This is a genomic window from Agrobacterium sp. Azo12 (assembly GCF_029193765.2).
Taxonomy (GTDB): Bacteria; Pseudomonadota; Alphaproteobacteria; order Rhizobiales; family Rhizobiaceae; genus Agrobacterium.
Map to the genome: position 1 here is coordinate 2,856,292 of NZ_JARFYO020000001.1, position 16,386 is coordinate 2,872,677.

Annotated in this window: 18 protein-coding genes; 9 read left to right on the plus strand and 9 right to left on the minus strand. The window is 54.1% G+C overall.

Going from position 1 to position 16,386, the window contains the following annotated elements; genetic code table 11:
- Positions 1-147: 147 nt before the first annotated feature.
- Positions 148-1,251: a redox-regulated ATPase YchF gene (gene ychF / locus PYL13_RS13645; RefSeq protein WP_192488417.1), complete on the plus strand. Its 1,104-nt coding sequence runs from the start codon at positions 148-150 to the stop codon at positions 1,249-1,251.
- 80 nt (positions 1,252-1,331) lie between these two features.
- On the opposite strand, the gene PYL13_RS13650 is transcribed toward ychF, so the two are convergent.
- Complete coding sequence (locus PYL13_RS13650) at positions 1,332-2,426, minus strand: hypothetical protein (protein ID WP_275641687.1); 1,095 nt, start codon at positions 2,424-2,426, stop codon at positions 1,332-1,334.
- A 217-nt stretch (positions 2,427-2,643) separates the two neighbouring features.
- Here PYL13_RS13650 and PYL13_RS13655 point away from each other — a divergent pair, with 217 nt between their 5' ends.
- The 3 genes from PYL13_RS13655 to PYL13_RS13665 are packed head-to-tail and all read left to right on the plus strand — an operon-like array spanning position 2,644 to position 4,245.
- Complete coding sequence (locus tag PYL13_RS13655) at positions 2,644-3,105, plus strand: MaoC family dehydratase (protein WP_275641688.1); 462 nt, start codon at positions 2,644-2,646, stop codon at positions 3,103-3,105.
- Positions 3,102-3,569, plus strand: coding sequence for a MaoC family dehydratase (locus PYL13_RS13660; RefSeq protein ID WP_259143874.1), 468 nt, complete (start codon positions 3,102-3,104; stop codon positions 3,567-3,569). Before PYL13_RS13655 ends, PYL13_RS13660 begins: the two co-directional genes overlap by 4 nt.
- 58 nt (positions 3,570-3,627) lie before the next feature.
- Positions 3,628-4,245, plus strand: coding sequence for a class I SAM-dependent methyltransferase (locus tag PYL13_RS13665; RefSeq protein ID WP_275641689.1), 618 nt, complete (start codon positions 3,628-3,630; stop codon positions 4,243-4,245).
- A gap of 21 nt (positions 4,246-4,266) precedes the next feature.
- On the opposite strand, the gene PYL13_RS13670 is transcribed toward PYL13_RS13665, so the two are convergent.
- The 5 genes from PYL13_RS13670 to petA form a co-directional block, all read right to left on the minus strand.
- On the minus strand, positions 4,267-4,809 hold the full coding sequence (locus PYL13_RS13670) for an adenine phosphoribosyltransferase (RefSeq protein ID WP_192488412.1): 543 nt from the start codon (positions 4,807-4,809) through the stop codon (positions 4,267-4,269).
- Positions 4,810-4,921: 112 nt separating this feature from the next.
- A complete protein-coding gene (locus PYL13_RS13675) occupies positions 4,922-5,311 on the minus strand; it encodes a GFA family protein (RefSeq protein WP_275641690.1) in 390 nt (129 codons plus the stop codon).
- A 138-nt stretch (positions 5,312-5,449) separates the two neighbouring features.
- A complete protein-coding gene (locus PYL13_RS13680; protein ID WP_275641691.1) occupies positions 5,450-6,310 on the minus strand; it encodes a cytochrome c1 in 861 nt (286 codons plus the stop codon).
- Positions 6,311-6,337: 27 nt separating this feature from the next.
- Entirely contained in the window at positions 6,338-7,660 is a 1,323-nt protein-coding gene (locus PYL13_RS13685) for a cytochrome b (RefSeq protein WP_250981958.1), read from the minus strand.
- 14 nt (positions 7,661-7,674) lie between these two features.
- Positions 7,675-8,253, minus strand: a complete 579-nt coding sequence (petA, locus tag PYL13_RS13690) for a ubiquinol-cytochrome c reductase iron-sulfur subunit (protein ID WP_192488408.1) — start codon at positions 8,251-8,253, stop codon at positions 7,675-7,677.
- 345 nt (positions 8,254-8,598) lie between these two features.
- Between petA and PYL13_RS13695 the strand changes: the two genes are divergently transcribed.
- Complete coding sequence (locus PYL13_RS13695) at positions 8,599-9,531, plus strand: endonuclease/exonuclease/phosphatase family protein (RefSeq protein WP_275641692.1); 933 nt, start codon at positions 8,599-8,601, stop codon at positions 9,529-9,531.
- Between the two features lie 19 nt (positions 9,532-9,550).
- Here PYL13_RS13695 and PYL13_RS13700 read toward each other — a convergent pair whose 3' ends face one another.
- Both PYL13_RS13700 and PYL13_RS13705 read right to left on the minus strand, forming a co-directional pair.
- On the minus strand, positions 9,551-11,413 hold the full coding sequence (locus PYL13_RS13700) for an ABC transporter ATP-binding protein (protein WP_275642037.1): 1,863 nt from the start codon (positions 11,411-11,413) through the stop codon (positions 9,551-9,553).
- A gap of 107 nt (positions 11,414-11,520) precedes the next feature.
- Positions 11,521-13,386, minus strand: a complete 1,866-nt coding sequence (locus tag PYL13_RS13705) for an ABC transporter ATP-binding protein (protein ID WP_259143839.1) — start codon at positions 13,384-13,386, stop codon at positions 11,521-11,523.
- A 377-nt stretch (positions 13,387-13,763) separates the two neighbouring features.
- Between PYL13_RS13705 and PYL13_RS13710 the strand changes: the two genes are divergently transcribed.
- Complete coding sequence (locus PYL13_RS13710; RefSeq protein ID WP_250981961.1) at positions 13,764-14,222, plus strand: tRNA (cytidine(34)-2'-O)-methyltransferase; 459 nt, start codon at positions 13,764-13,766, stop codon at positions 14,220-14,222.
- A 15-nt stretch (positions 14,223-14,237) separates the two neighbouring features.
- Here the strand turns inward: PYL13_RS13710 and PYL13_RS13715 are convergent, their stop codons facing one another.
- A complete protein-coding gene (locus tag PYL13_RS13715; protein ID WP_192488404.1) occupies positions 14,238-14,513 on the minus strand; it encodes a hypothetical protein in 276 nt (91 codons plus the stop codon).
- 145 nt (positions 14,514-14,658) lie between these two features.
- On the opposite strand from PYL13_RS13715, the gene hemF reads away from it, so the two are divergent.
- The 3 genes from hemF to PYL13_RS13730 all read left to right on the plus strand — a co-directional run bounded on the left by hemF (position 14,659) and on the right by PYL13_RS13730 (position 16,383).
- Positions 14,659-15,570, plus strand: a complete 912-nt coding sequence (gene hemF, locus PYL13_RS13720; RefSeq protein WP_250981962.1) for an oxygen-dependent coproporphyrinogen oxidase — start codon at positions 14,659-14,661, stop codon at positions 15,568-15,570.
- Positions 15,571-15,831: 261 nt separating this feature from the next.
- On the plus strand, positions 15,832-16,107 hold the full coding sequence (locus tag PYL13_RS13725; RefSeq protein ID WP_192488402.1) for a hypothetical protein: 276 nt from the start codon (positions 15,832-15,834) through the stop codon (positions 16,105-16,107).
- Positions 16,108-16,197: 90 nt separating this feature from the next.
- Positions 16,198-16,383, plus strand: a complete 186-nt coding sequence (locus tag PYL13_RS13730; protein ID WP_192488401.1) for a DUF1059 domain-containing protein — start codon at positions 16,198-16,200, stop codon at positions 16,381-16,383.
- Positions 16,384-16,386: the final 3 nt, after the last annotated feature.

A 16,386-nucleotide genomic window follows, 5' to 3' on the forward strand; every position in this document is an offset into this window, starting at 1 on the left:
ACATATGGTGCGGCAGTGATGCTCAACCTCTGCTAACGCAACCTAATTCAGCGCCCTTTCACCTGTTTGCGGCAACAAGGCTTGACCTTGCGCCGCCGTTTCAGCAAAAGGCTGACAACGGAATTCTTAAAGAGACAGGTTCAAGCCATGGGCTTTAAATGCGGTATTGTTGGATTGCCAAATGTCGGTAAGTCCACCCTCTTCAATGCTCTGACAAAAACAGCCGCCGCTCAGGCAGCCAACTATCCTTTCTGCACCATCGAGCCGAACACCGGTGAAGTTGCTGTACCGGATGCACGCATGAAGGTGCTGGCTGATATTGCCGGCTCCAAGGAAATCATCCCCACCCGTATCTCCTTCGTAGACATTGCCGGTCTGGTGCGTGGCGCCTCGAAGGGCGAAGGCCTTGGCAACAAGTTCCTGGCCAACATCCGCGAAGTGGATGCTGTGGTGCATGTTCTGCGTTGTTTCGAAGACGACGACATCACCCACGTTGAAGGCCGTATCAATCCGGTTGGCGATGCCGACACGATTGAAACCGAACTCATGCTGGCTGACCTTGAAAGCCTTGAGCGCCGCGTTGAGCAGACACGCAAACGCGCCACGCTGAAGGACAAGGATTCGCTGGCGCAGCTGCCGGTCATGGAAGCTGTCATCAAGCTTTTGACCGACGGCAAGCCTGCCCGTCTGCTGCTCAAGACACTTGCCGCTGATGAAATCGAAGTATTGAAGAGCCTCAATCTTCTGACCTCGCATCCGGTTCTCTACGTCTGCAACGTCGCTGAATCCGACGCGGTTGACGGCAACGAGCACACCAAGGCCGTTGCCGAAATGGCAAAGGCACAGGGTGCAGAATGCGTCATCATTTCCGCCGCAATCGAATCCGAAGTTGCGCAGCTTCCAGAAGAAGAAGCCAACGAATTCCTCTCGGCACTTGGTCTTGAAGAAGCCGGCCTCGACCGCCTGATCCGCGCCGGTTACCACCTGCTCGACCTGATCACCTACTTCACCGTTGGTCCGAAGGAATGCCGCGCCTGGACAATCGTTCGTGGCACCAAGGCTCCACAGGCAGCGGGTGTCATCCATACGGACTTCGAACGCGGCTTCATCCGCGCCTTCACCATTGCTTATGACGACTATGTCGCATTCAAGGGCGAAGTCGGCGCCAAGGAAGCTGGCAAGGGCCGTGACGAAGGCAAGGAATATGTCGTCAACGACGGCGACGTGATTCACTTCCGCTTCAACACCTGAGGCAACACAGAATTCGGTCCCATAAATAGAAAGCCCGGTACCTCACAGGTCCGGGCTTTTTTCATGTCGCTGATATTGGATCAGATGACCGGCGGCAATTTTTCCTGCAGGCCCACTGGCAATTGCGCGACGACGACACGTCGCAACGAAGACCAGCCAATACCGATGATCAGGACAAAGACACCAACGGCCAACAATGCGACAAACACAGCATTACCGCCACTGATCTCACCCTGCCGCAACACAGCCACCACAGTGGCAATCAACGACACAAGACCCGAGGTAACGAAGGCTCTGCGATCAATAATGATGCCGATCAACATCAGCATCACCACAACGCAGACGACCAGAACGGCACTGCCGTAGAGCCCGCTTTCCTCTGCACTGAATAGACTGCCGCCGGCGCCGATGAACACAAATGCCAACAGCGCATAGAGCAAGGCAGGCGCCGTCGCTAGGTGCAGCCAGAACGCAATATCGGAACGCAGCGTGACACGATAGCGATCAGAAAGATCATAGCGCATCGCAAGCGCAAACAGGCTGAGCGCCGCGATCAGGAAAATCATCAGCGACAGCAGGCGATATTCAACCAACACATCTGCCGAGCCTGTAATCTGCTCCATCACCACAAAGATGCCCGTCAAAGCAAGCAGTGCCGCAGCAACAAACAGACCAGCCAATGCCAGCGGCACCCTGTATCGCCAGTAGAATATCGCCATGACCGGTGGCAGCAGAAACACCATTAGAAAGACTTGCACAGCCTCTCCGGGAATATTGGCTACAAAGGCATTGTAGATATACTCATTCACGCCACCCATGGCGATCGCTGTCGCTATGGTCAGAGTCACGGCCGGCAGGGCAAGCCGCTGGCGACGCACGAGAATTTCGGCAAGCACAATGATCGCAGGCAACACCGCAAAGACCGTTGCCACGCCCCACAGACCAGCCAGAACCACCACAACACCGATTGTAATCAGGATATCGTGGAAGCCGCGCACGAACCGTGGTGTTTCGGTATCCGAATGTGCTGGACTATCAGCCTCGCCGCCATCACGGAAGACCGTGCTGACATCCGGTTTTGCCACGAGATATGGCAAAAGCTTATCGGCCTGTGCATCAGAGATAATGCCATCGCTTGCGGCCTGCTTGAGACCTGAGAGAACTTGCTCGTTCACTGTACACCCTGAATGTTTGTATATCGAATGGGATCGAACAATGAGCATCAGCCTTCTAGGCTGCTCCCCATTTTACCCTCCCCCAGTGTTGCAAGCTCTATTGCATTCGCCTGTGACAATCCAGAGCATCCCGCCCCATCTCCAAAGGCGACAAATTCACCTTTACGTAAACGGAAAAATATCTTTATGATCGTCGCGAGAATGGGAGGTTTTAAAGGTGATCTACACTTACGAAGATTTTACACCGGAGCGCGTTTTCCCCTTTGCCCCGGTTACGGTGACTGCCGAGGACATTATCGAATTCGCGTCAGAATTTGATCCACAACCCATGCATCTATCGGAAGAAGCCGGGCGTGCCAGCATTCTTGGTGGGCTTGCCGCCTCCGGATGGCATACATGCGCCTTGTCGATGCGCATGATGTGCGACAGCTATATTTCCAACTCCACATCACAGGGTTCACCCGGCATCGAGTTTCTGGACTGGAAGCGTCCGGTTCTGGCGGGAGATATCCTGTCTGGACATTCCAAGGTGGTTGAAAACCGACCGCTGGCATCTCGCCCGGGCATTGGTCTTGTCAAATTCCGCAATGAGCTGACCAACCAGCGTGGCGAAATCGTCTGTCAGGGTGAACATGTCGTGATGTTTGCCATGCGCGATCAAGGGAGCATTGTGGCATGAGGCTGGCTGAACTTTCCCCCATCGGCACGCGTATCACCCTTGAAACGTTACACTTTTCCGCCGACGATATTATTCGCTTTGCATCGAAATTCGATCCGCAGCCGTTTCATCTGGATGCGGAAGCCGCACGCCACTCCGTGCTTGGAGGTCTTTGTGCATCGGGTTGGCACACCGGCTCAAGCTGGATGAAGTCATTCCTGTCATTCTGGATGAAGGAAACAATTCGCCTTAAGTCAGAGGGAATAGAGCCCCCAAAACTCGGCCCCTCACCGGGCTTCCGAAAGCTGAAATGGATACGCCCGGTCTATGCTGGCGACGACATAACCTATTATGTCACGTTGCTGGAAACCCGCCCCCTCGCCTCGCGACCCGGACTTTTGCTCAACACCACCTTCAACGAAGGCGTGAACCAGAAGGGCGAAACAGTCATATCGTTTGAGAGCAATGTACTGGAGTTCGAATAGCGGCAGGTTTATTGGACAGAAGAACCACCGCACCGGGCAACATCAGCGACATGGACAGATGAGCGACATTTTGGAAGGTTATGCAAAGTCCGCGACGCCGGAGTTCATCGCACGTTACAATGAGCTGGATTGTGCGGAGGTCTATGCACCTGTGCTTGACCTTCTGCCGCAAACGCCTGTCCGTATTGCAGATATTGGTGCAGGCACAGGACGAGACGCCGCATGGTTTGCGGCGGCAGGACATAGAGTGCTTGCTGTCGAGCCCGTGAAAGAACTGCGCGAGCCCGGTATGTGCCAACACATTTCACCCAACATAGAGTGGCTTGACGATAAACTGCCAACGCTGAGCAAGGCGCAGAACTATGGGCGTTTTGACCTGATAACACTGTGTGGTGTCTGGCAGCATATTGAACACCGTGATCGTCAGCTTGCCATGCAAAGCCTTGGCAGCATGGCCGCCTCAGGTGGCAAGATGGTCATGTCACTCCGCCATGGACCAGCGTCTGTAGATCGGCCGGTGTTTTCTATCTGCCCGGATGAAACGATTGCGCGAGCCAAGCAGTACGGGTTCAGCCTGTTGAGGCGTGTTGAGACGGGGTCGATTCAGGCCGGAAACAGGGCGCTCGGCGTAAACTGGACATGGCTCGCCTTTCAAATGACTGACCCATCGATATAACAGGTCAGTCGCAGCCAAGTATCAGTGTCCGGAAAACTCGACCAGTGTGCGCACATCAACGCCGAGGTCTTCAAGTTTCTTGCGACCACCGAGATCCGGCAGGTCGATCACGAAGCAGGCTGAGACAATTTCAGCACCCATCTGGCGCAGCAGCTTGACCGCGCCTTCAGCCGTACCGCCGGTGGCAATCAGATCATCCACCAGAATGACCTTTTCGCCGGGCTGCACTGCATCCACGTGCATTTCCATTTCATCGACGCCGTATTCCAGGCTGTAGGCCACACGCACAGTCGTGTGCGGCAGCTTACCCTTTTTACGGATCGGCACGAACCCGGCAGACAGTTGGTGGGCAACGGCACCACCCAGAATAAAACCGCGTGCTTCCATGCCGGCAATCTTGTCGATCTTTGTGCCGGCATAGGGCTGAACCAGTTCGTCTACAGCACGACGGAAAGCCCGCGGATTGCCCAAGAGCGTGGTAATGTCGCGGAAAATGATGCCCGGCTTCGGATAGTCGGGAATGGAACGAATGGCAGCGGAAAGCTCCGAAGCGATAGCAGTCATGATATGTCCAATTGAATGGGAGATTGATCGAAAAGCTTTTCGTACATTATCAAGTCAGAACGGCTGAACCAACTAAAAAGGGTTGCAACAGCAGCGGTACCCTGCAGACGGTTCATTCAGCAGCCATGCCCTGCACCTTGGCGCAAGCAGGACAAAGATCTTCGAAGGAATGTGCAGTCGGCTGCAAGGCAGGATCGCTCTTGTCATCGAAGACGCCGAACACCAGCGCCACGGTCGGGGCATCATCAATGGCACCTAAGGTGCTGCCGCATTGACCGCAAAATGTACGGGAAGAATAATCCGAAGAACGGTAAAGTCTCGGTTCGCCCGCCTCACCTGTCCAGCGAATGTCGCGTTTGGCAAACTCCACCCATGTCAGGCTGGGTGCACCGGATTGACGCTGGCACCACTCGCAGGAGCACGTGTGCGGGTTTTGTGGTTCTCCTTGCGCTTCAAACCGAACCGCACCACAAAGACAACCGCCAAGAAACGTTATTGTCATGTTGAGCCTCCTCAAAAATCTTGGCAAAGCCCTGCCCGATTCCGGATGAAAATCCGATGAACTAACGGTGAATACAAAAAGCCCCCTCAGTCTGCGTGACCGTGGGGGCTTTGATTTCCAAACCTGAGCTATTTCAGCTTAGTGTTCTTTGCGTGCGTAGACCGACTTCTTCGTCAGGTAAATCAGCGCGGTAAAGATCGCCAGGAACACCATGACCATGAAACCGGTGCGCTTTCGTTCTTCCAGATGCGGCTCTGCAGCCCACATCAGGAATGCCGAAACATCCTTGGAATACTGGTCGAGCGTCTGAGGCGAACCATCATCATAGGTCACCTGATCGTCAGAGATCGGTGGCGCCATGGCAAGGGCAGCAGCATTGGCAAAGTATGGGTTGTAGTGGGTGCCTTCAGCCACTTCCACGCCTTCCGGCGGGTCAACATATCCAGTCAGCAGCGAGTAGATGTAATCCGGGCCACCTTCCTGATACTGCGTGAAAATGTCGAACACGAACAGCGGGAAGCCACGAGTTATACCGCGTGCCTTGGCAAGCAGCGACATATCAGGCGGTGCGGCACCATTGTTCGATGCAGCCGCAGCTTCGTGGTTCGGGTATGGCGATGGGAAGTGGTCGGATGGAACAGCCTTGCGGGTGAACATTTCACCGTCACCGTTCGGCCCGTCCTGCACTTCATACTCGGCAGCAAATGCCTTTATCTGATCATCCGAGTAGCCCAGATCTTCCAGTGTGCGGAAGGAAACGAGGCTCATCGAATGACAGGCCGAACAGACTTCCTTGTAAACCTTCAGGCCCCGCTGAAGCTGTCCCTTATCGTATTTGCCGAATGGACCGGCAAAGCTCCATTCGAGATTCTTCGGCTTATGGATCGGGTAATGCGGTGTCCCCCCCTCTTCATGGCCTTCTTCTGCAGCAAATGCTGCACCGACACCAAGTCCGATAGTCAAGGTCAACGACAGAACGCTTGATACAAGCTTTTTCATAATTTCAATTCCTCTCTGTCGCCACCGTTACGCCTGGGCAGACGCTGGAGCGGAAGCGGTTTTACCACTCTTTTCCAACACTGCTTCCGTAATCGAATTCGGAATACGCCGTGGTTTTTCCACGAGGCCCAGAACCGGCATGATCACCAGGAAGAAACCGAAATAATAAAGGGTACCCAGCTGAGAGAAGCCAACATAGTTGCCCTTCAGATCGCCACCGAAGATCAGACCGATCAAGCCGCTGCCTTCAGCAGGCTGCGAACCGAGCCAGCCAAGGAAGATGGCGTTTACGACGAAGACCCAGAACAGCATCTTGTACCAGGGACGGTACACAGCCGAACGAACCTTCGATGTATCCAGCCAAGGCAGGAAGAACAGAACGATGATCGCACCGAACATCACCAGAACGCCACCGAGCTTGGAATCGATCGGGCCGACATTGAAGGTGATCGCACGCAGCATGGCGTAGAACGGTAGGTAGTACCATTCTGGAACGATGTGTGCCGGTGTCTTCAGGGCATCAGCGGGAATGTAGTTGTCCGGATGGCCGAGATAGTTCGGCATGTAGAAGATGAACCAGGCATAGACGATCAGGAAGACGGAAACGCCGAATGCATCCTTGAGCGTTGCATAAGGTGTAAACGGAACCGTATCGGTCTTGCTCTTGACTTCAACACCGGTCGGGTTGGTCTGGCCGGTGACGTGCAGTGCCCATACGTGCAGTATGACAACACCTGCAATCATGAACGGCAGCAGATAGTGCAGCGCAAAGAAGCGGTTCAGCGTTGGCTGGTCAACGGCAAAGCCGCCAAGCAGGAACTGCTGCAACCATTCACCGATCAGCGGGAAGGCTGTGAAGAAGCCGGTGATAACGGTAGCGCCCCAGAAGGACATCTGACCCCAAGGCAGAACGTAACCCATGAAGCCGGTTGCCATCATCAGGAGGTAGATGACACAGCCGAGGATCCAGAGGATTTCGCGTGGGGCCTTGTAGGAACCGTAATAGAGACCACGGGCAATATGGAGATAAACGGCAATGAAGAAGAACGACGCGCCGTTGGCGTGCATGTAACGCAAAAGCCAACCGTGGTTGACGTCACGCATGATCTTCTCGACGGAGTTAAAGGCAACCGTTGTTTCGGCGGCATAATGCATGGCCAGCACAACGCCGGTCAGGATCTGCACGATCAGCATAACCGAAAGCATAGCACCGAAAGTGTAGGCATAGTTCAGGTTGCGCGGAACCGGATAGGCGACAAAGCTGTCATAGATCAAGCGCGGCAGCGGCAGCCGGGAATCGATCCATCTTTCTAAGCCGGTGGACGGCTGATAACTGGAATGACCACTCATAATATTCTGTCCCTTTATCCGATCTTGATGACGGTATCGGATGCAAAAGCAAACGTCGGAATATGCAGGTTCTCAGGCGCTGGGCCTTTACGAATACGGCCCGCCGTATCGTAATGAGAACCATGGCAGGGACAGAACCACCCGCCGAAATCGCCGGCCTGACCGAGCGGAACGCAACCAAGATGGGTACAGGAACCGATCATCACGATCCAGTTTTCCTTGCCTTCACCAGCAGAGCGGTCAACATCCGTTGCCTGCGCGTCGGCAGCAACGTTGGCATTACGCGCAACGGGATCCTTGAGGTCAGCAAGCGCAACGGCCTTTGCCTCTTCGATTTCCTTTTCTGTACGGTTACGGATGAACACAGGCTTGCCACGCCACTTCACAGTGAGCGACATGCCGGGTTCGAGGCTGGAAACATCAACATCAATAGAAGCAAGAGCCAACGTCGATGCATCTGGACGCATCTGGTCGATGAACGGCCATGCAACAGCCGCAGCCCCGACAACACCCGCCATTCCAGTTGCTAGATAAAGAAAATCGCGACGAGTGGGTTCACCCGACGCATGATTATTTGTTACGTGTTCGCTCACCGCTACACCATCCTCTGCGCTAAATGTGCCGAAAATCGCATGATTCCTCCCACTGCTATTTGATCCAAGACAACTCCATCCCAAAAAGTCCTGGCCAATATGCGCCAATCGAATTCACGCATAATTGTTTGATCGCAAAATATCCCAACCTTTGGCAAGAGGGAACACCACAATACGGCCGTAATTCCACCCTCACAGAGCATTATTTAGGCCACTGTCGTTCTCATGCCATGACATCGGGTGTTCAGCTGGCGAATCAGACGCTTCACTTCCTCCGCCTGTGATTGTGCCCATGCATACCCCATGTTAACAACAGTCGCTTGTCGCTGCGGCTCGGAATGATTGATGAAAACACGGCTTACCTGCATTTTTTCCGTTTTACTGACCCTATTTCTTTTCGCCGGAAGTCTTCGTTACGTCAGGGATCACTGGCTTTTTTCATTCACCTACAGCTTCCAGCTTCACATCGGCATCGTCGGCGCACTCGCAGCCATTGTGCTATTTGCCGCTTTGAGAAGCCGTTACCTGTTGTTTCTTTTTGTCTGGGCCATCGCCATCACCGCGCATGCCGCGGTTCTACGGTATGAATTCGTTGCGCCGGCCAGCGAAAACGTAGCTGGCCAACCCTTCAAGCTGATTTCTTTCAATGTTTTGGGCGAAAATTACCGCAATGGCAAAAGCATCGCGGAATTTCTCTCCAATTCCGGCGCCGATGTCATATACGTCATGGAAGGCAGACCACTTGCACCTTATCTGTCTCGAATTGCGAAAACCTATCCCTATCGAATGGGGTGCAGGGTCGACACGGAAACATGCGATCTTCTGGTGTTTTCAAAATATCCGCTGGAAGGCGCAAAATTCATTACCTTGAGCGATTTACGCCGCGATCGCATGGCGGTCGCAAGGGTTACGGTCCAAGACACAACCATCAATCTGGTCGCCTTGCACGTCACGAAGCCATATTATGACGATTATCACGAGGAAGAACTGTTTGCCGCCTCAAGAATCATAAGGGCCTTAAAGGGTCCTTTGATTGTTGGAGGAGACTTCAACTCATCCAGCATCGCGCCGGATATGCTGCGTTTTCAGCGGGTCAACAAACTGCATGTCGCGAACTTCGAACCGGCGACTTGGCCGATCGAGGCGGGTAAATTCGGCATTCCGATCGACCATATTTATGCCCGCGCTCCGGCGACAATGACCAGTCTGAAGCGCCTGTCAGATGCCATGGGATCTAACCATTTTGGCCTCGAGGCAGAATTCATCATTCAAAAATAATAATCGGCACTAGGTGTCGTCAACCGACATCGGCGGCAAGAAAGCCACCGGACTGCCGCTGCCAGAGTGTCGCGTAAAGCCCACCCTGGCCGATAAGCTGGTTATGCGTGCCCTGCTCCACGATGCGGCCATTGTCCATAACAATCAGCCGGTCGAGCGCCGCAATTGTCGAGAGACGATGGGCAATCGCAAGAACGGTCTTGCCCTGCATCAGATCATCGAGATTGCTCTGGATTGCCGCTTCCACCTCGGAATCCAGGGCAGAGGTCGCTTCATCCAGCACAAGGATCGGTGCATCCTTCAGCATCACCCGCGCAATGGCGATACGCTGACGCTGACCACCTGACAATTTCACGCCACGTTCACCGACATGCGCATCAAACCCGCGCCGTCCACGCTGATCTTCCAACCGTGCAACAAAATCATCAGATTTTGCGCGCCGTACAGCCTCCACCAATTGCGCCTCGGTCGCGTCGGTGCGGCCAAACATGATGTTTTCCCTGATCGAACGGTGCAGCAGTGACGTGTCCTGCGTCACCATGCCGATATGGGCACGCAGGCTTTCCTGCGTCACCTCTGAAATGTCCTGCCCATCAATAAGGATGCGGCCACTTTCGATGTCGTAGAAACGCAAGAGAAGATTGACGAGTGTCGATTTACCGGCACCGGAGCGACCAACAATGCCAACCTTCTCACCCGCTGCAACCGAAAGGTTGAGCTTGTCGATCACTGACTTTCCGTTTCCATAATGGAAGGAGACGTTGTCAAAACGGATTTCAGGACGACGCACCACAAGCTCGGTTGCATTTGGCGCATCGACAAGATCGATCGGTTTGGAAATCAGTTCCGCAGCATTCTGCACGGTGCCAAAGTTACGCATGATACCGTTAAACTGCGTCATCAAACGACCAAGCAGGAAGTTAAGGCGCAGCACCAGCGCCAGCGTGAACGCAACCGCACCAGAGCTGATCCGTCCATCCAGCCATAGATCGATACACAGAGCCGCCATGGAGGTGATCATAACACCGGAAAGCAGCGCCATCGACGCTCTGACACCCGTGATGAAGCGTGTGAACATCAGCGTTGTCTGCTGAAAAATATCAAAACCCTGCCGCATGTAACGGTCATTGGCATCGTCGCGGCCAAACAGGCGCAGCGTCTGAATGTTGCTGTAGGCGTCAACCATGCGGCCACTCAGCATCGAGGCCGCTTCGGCCGTTTCCTTGGAATGATAGCGGATGCGCGGCACGAAATAACGCGCCAGCAGCGAAAACACCCCAACCCAGACAAAGATTACCGCCGCCAGACGCCAATCCAGCCCACCAATAAGGACGAGGGTCGAAACGGAATAAATGCCAACGAACCACACGCTTTCCATCAGCGACGTCACTAGGTCACCCGTCGCCTGCCCGCCCGACCAGACCTTGGTGACGATTCGTCCGGAAAAGTCATTCTGGAAAAAGCTCAGCGATTGCCGTGCGACATGCATGTAGGATTGCCAACGCACCAGATTGTAGAAACCTGGCGTGATAATCTGCTGGTCGGTCAGCGCAGTCAGCAAAGCAACAACAAACCGCACCACGGCGATCAACACCAGCATGCCGACAAGTTCGGGGCCATGCTGGCTTAATAATCCCGCCCAGCCGTCGCCGGGTTTGACACTGGCAAGCACATCCACCAGCCGCCCGACGAACCAGAATAACGCAGCCTCAATGGCCGCGGTCATTCCGCCGAGAATCAGCATGGCAATGAAGGGTGCCTTGGCCTGCGAAATATAAAACCAGATAAAACCGGATGTGGTTTCAGGTGGCCTCAGATCATCCTTTCGGGCGAAAGGTTGGATCCAGTTCTCGAAAAAGTTGAAAAGCTTCGAAATCACCATGTCACGGATATAGGCCTTTTCCACGAAGACGCAAAGCAGCCTGCCACCTTATATTTTGGTAATGATCAAATACAAAAGGGCGGGGGAATGCCCCGCCCTTTTGTCCGTTATTCCGCAGCAACGTCGTCATCGTTGTCCTGGATGAAGCCGCCGGACTGGCGTTGCCAAAGGTCGGCATAAATGCCGCCTTTTTCAACCAATTCGCCATGCGATCCAGCCTCAACGATATGGCCGCGATCCAGAATGATCAGCCGGTCCATTTCTGTCAGTGTCGAAAGCCGGTGAGCAATCGCAATAACCGTCTTGCCCTGCATCAAGGCAAACAGGTTTTCCTGAATGGCAGCTTCCACCTCGGAATCGAGTGCCGATGTCGCCTCGTCCAGAATGAGGATCGGAGCATCCTTCAGGAACACACGGGCAATAGCGATACGCTGCCGCTGACCGCCCGAAAGCTTGACACCACGCTCACCCACCTGCGCATCGAGACCGGTGCGACCATGCATGTCCTCCAGCGTTTCGATGAAGTCCCACGCATTGGCGCGTTTCGCCGCCTCGATGATCTGCGCATCCGTTGCCCCCGGATGACCGTAAGCAATGTTGTCACGGATCGAACGGTGAAGAAGCGAGGTATCCTGCGTCACCACACCGATTAACGAACGCAGACTGTCCTGCGAGACGGTGGAGATATCCTGTCCGTCAATGGTTATACGTCCGTCTTCAAGATCATAGAAGCGCAGAAGCAGGTTCATCAACGTGGTTTTACCGGCGCCGGAACGACCGACAAGACCAACCTTTTCACCGGCACGAATATCCAGCGTCAGGTTGTCGATAACGCCCTTTGTCCCTTCAGCCCGTGCCTTTCCGTAATGGAACTGCACATGCTCGTAGCTGATGGCACCTTTTGGTGCTGCCAATGCAGGCGCATCTGCCTTGTCAACGATATCATGCGCCTTGGTCATCATGCCCATGCCGTCATACACAGTACCGATGTTTTCAAACAGCGATGTCACTTCCCACATGATCCATTGCGACATGCCATTGACGCGCATGGAAAGACCGATCGCCACGGCAACAGCACCTGTCGTCACCGAACCGTTCAGCCAGAAATAAAGGCCGAGACTGGCGGTCGAAAACAACACAAAGGCATTGTTGAGATCGATGAGAATGTTGAAGCCGGAAATCTTGCGCATCTGGCGATGCACGGTTTCCAGAAACATGTTCATGCCATCACGTGCATAAACCTCTTCGCGTCCAGCATGTGAAAACAGCTTGATCGTCGAAATATTGGTGTAGCTGTCGACGATACGGCCGGTCATCAACGAACGCGCATCAGCCTGTTCCTTGGCCAAACGCCCCAGTTTTGGAACGAAATACACCAGAATAAGAATGTAGAAACAAAGCCATGCAAGCAGCGGCAGCACCAGACGAATGTCTGCCGCGGCAACTAGAAACAGCATCGAAACAACAAAGCTGATCGCATACACGAACACATCGATGACCTTGAGTGCCACTTCACGGATCGCAAGCGCCGTCTGCATGACCTTGGTCGACACACGTCCTGCAAACTCGTTTGCAAAGAAGGTCATGGAGTGGCGCAGCAGGAACCGATGCATCTGCCAGCGGGCGATCATGCCAAAGTTACCAGCCAAGGTCTGGTGCATGGTCATGGTGTGCAAGGCACCCATAAGCGGCAGGGCAATCAACACAAGTGCGGCCATACCGATCAGATGCCAGCCTTCATCCTGCAGGAATGTTTCGCGGTTCGCCGTTGCTAGCCAGTCAACAATGTTACCCAAAAACTGGTAGAGCATGACCTCGGCAATGGCGATGCCCATCGACATCAAGCCAAGCAACAGCAGCCAGGGTGCAGCCGGTTTTGTATAATGCCACAGAAAGGGCAGCAACTTCGGAGCCGGAGCCACCGGCGTCGAAGAGGGAAATGGATCAAGACGTTTTTCAAACCAGCCGAACATGGCCAAGCTCCGAAGAAAATGCACCCGAAATGCGAACTCACGGAGAAAACCGGGACCGCGAACGGGAAAATCATGGAATGCGGCCACGACAGCCACATGACGATACTGAAAAGAGTGAGAAACCGCGTAAGTTCCGCGTTAACGCCTAGGCTCGAAGAAAGCCCACGGGAAACGGAAGGTGACGGCGAACAGATATATTCATGGTGAACCTCCCTTTTTGGCGTTGAAGATGCCGCCTTTTAGATCAAAAAACGTTGTCTGCCTAGGGGCCACGAGACACGCTCCTTCAATATGACACTGCCCCACTGAATGGTTGTGGCTTTTCAGGCACAATCTCTCGTGGTAACCGCCTCGCAATTCTTGCAATTGGAAAACACATGCCCGACATCAGGATCGCCCTTTATCAACCCGATATTCCCGGCAACACAGGAACGATCCTGAGACTTTCCGCCTGTCTTGGCATTGCTGTTGACATCATTGAACCAGCCGGTTTTGATATTTCCGACCGCAATCTCAAACGTGCCGGCATGGACTATCTGGCCGTTGCTGCTTTGACGCGCCATATCAGCTGGACACATTTTGAAGAGTGGCGGGCAACAACTGGACGCCGTCTGGTTCTCGCCTCCACCAAGGCTGCCCTTCCCTATACAGACATCCAATACAAGCCAGACGATATTCTGTTGTTTGGCCGCGAAAGTGCCGGGGTGCCTGATCATGTGCATGACAAGGCCGATGAACGCATCATCATTCCGATGATCGAAGGTCAACGTTCCATCAACGTTGCCATGTCGGCCGCCATGATAACTGGCGAAGTGTTGCGTCAGGTCGGGTTTTAATTCTGATTTTGACGGTCAGTCGGCAGACGGCAGGCGGCGCATGGTAAATTCGATGCGATCCCCTTCCAGCTGGCGCCAGCTTTCCACCTCTGTCCAGTAGGCGGCCTTGGGAAAGGCGTCGAACCATTCACGCGCCTTGGCGCGAGCGTCCTCGCGGGTGAGACAAAATGTCTGGCGCACGAACATGCCGTGTTTTTTTGCGCCCTCCCCGACAAGGGCTTGTTCCCTGCGATGGGCGTTAATACGCCGTTTTAGGCCGTCCAGCGGTGGTGGTCCGGTAAATTTCGTCATGACATTCACCTCTGCCAATAGGATATTCTGGCGAAGGGCGATTGGCGAGTCGAAATTGTGCGCAAGCCTCGCGCCTGATAAAGCGGCGACAATAAAGGCGAATCAACGTCAGGCGTTCGCGCGCAAAACATGCAGGAGAGCGGACATGGACCGGCCGCAAATGCCCAAGGGCTTGCCAGAAGACATTGAGGACAAGAAGGAAGCGGCACGCGCCTGGTTTGAAAGCCTGCGCGACACCATCTGCGCATCCTTTGAAAACCTGGAACGCGAACTTCAGGGACCGCTTTCTGACCAGGAACCGGGTTACTTCGTCGCCAAGGACTGGCAGCGCGAAGGCGGTGCTGGCGGCGGTGGCCGCATGTCGATGATGGAAGGCCGCGTGTTTGAAAAGGTCGGCGTACACACCTCAACGGTGCACGGCGAATTTTCGCCAGATTTCCGCTCGCAGATCCCAGGCGCCGAGGAAGATCCAACCTTCTGGGCCTCCGGCATTTCGCTGATCGCCCACCCGGTCAATCCCAACGTACCGACTGTCCATATGAACACACGCATGGTGGTCACATCCAGTCACTGGTTCGGTGGTGGTGCAGACTTGACGCCTATGCTGGCACGCCGCCGCACGCAGGAAGATGGCGATAGCCAGCTTTTCCACAAAGCCATGGAAATCACCTGTCGCCGCCATCCGGTTGCAGATTACCCACATTATAAGAAGTGGTGCGAAGACTATTTCTTCGTCAAACATCGCAATGAAGCGCGCGGTATCGGCGGCATTTTTTTCGACTGGCTGCACCCCGATGAAGAAAAGGGCGACTGGAATGCTAATTTTGCCTTCGTTCAGGATGTCGGTCGCGCCTTCAATCTGGTTTACCCGAAGATTGTACGCAGCAATTTCAATACGCCATGGACGGAAAATGATCGTGACGAGCAGCTGATCCAGCGTGGCCGTTATGTGGAGTTCAATCTGCTCTACGACCGCGGCACACTTTTTGGACTAAAAACCGGTGGCAATGTGGAATCCATCCTGTCGTCCCTGCCACCGGTCGTCCGCTGGCCATAAAATCTTCGCTGAAACGACCGGCGTGTCGGCGAAAAAACCACGATAACAATGACCTGAAACGGGTAGCAAAAACAGGCTCGTCCATCGACCCTTTATGAGTGCTCCAGAGCTGTATGGAGCACCAAAATGACGCACGCTGGTTTGGCGGCCGTCATAATATTAATCTTCACGAATATTTCACCGAAACCCCTATAATTAGGGGTTAATGAAATGCATGAGTGGTGTTAGTCTCCAGCCAGACGTACTGGAGGAGCTATCGTCATGATTACTTCAAACAGCATGCAGTTGTCCGCGTCCCCCAAAGCCCAACCACATTCAATCGAAACACCTGAATTGATTGATCGTCTTGCGACGGAACTCCGCGCAAGCGGTGATCGTGATCTGCCACATGCGTTCTATGTGGAGCAGGTTAAACGCACCCTTTCCGGCGACATCAATCCGGAAGCACTGGTGGCGGCAAATGATGACGAGGGACTTACTCGCGTATCATCCATGTGCAGCCCATCGGTTTTCCAATGCTGGGCGATGCCTGAGTAAGCCGGAACATAACCGGTAACAGCTCGTTACATAAAAGGCAGGGCTAAAAATCTGGCTTTCTTCCCTGCCTTCTGAACAGGGAGTTTCAAAATGCGACTATTTGAATGTGGCACACTGGTGCCCGGTTGCGCATGGCACACACGTGCCGACGACGACGCCGAAGTGGTGCGCCGTACAGTTGAGCACATGCGCACCGCTCATGGTGAAACGATTATTCGTGAAAACATGGTTGAGAACATCAAGGCGCGTATTCGCAGCGAAGCGAACGCGGCCTGACTT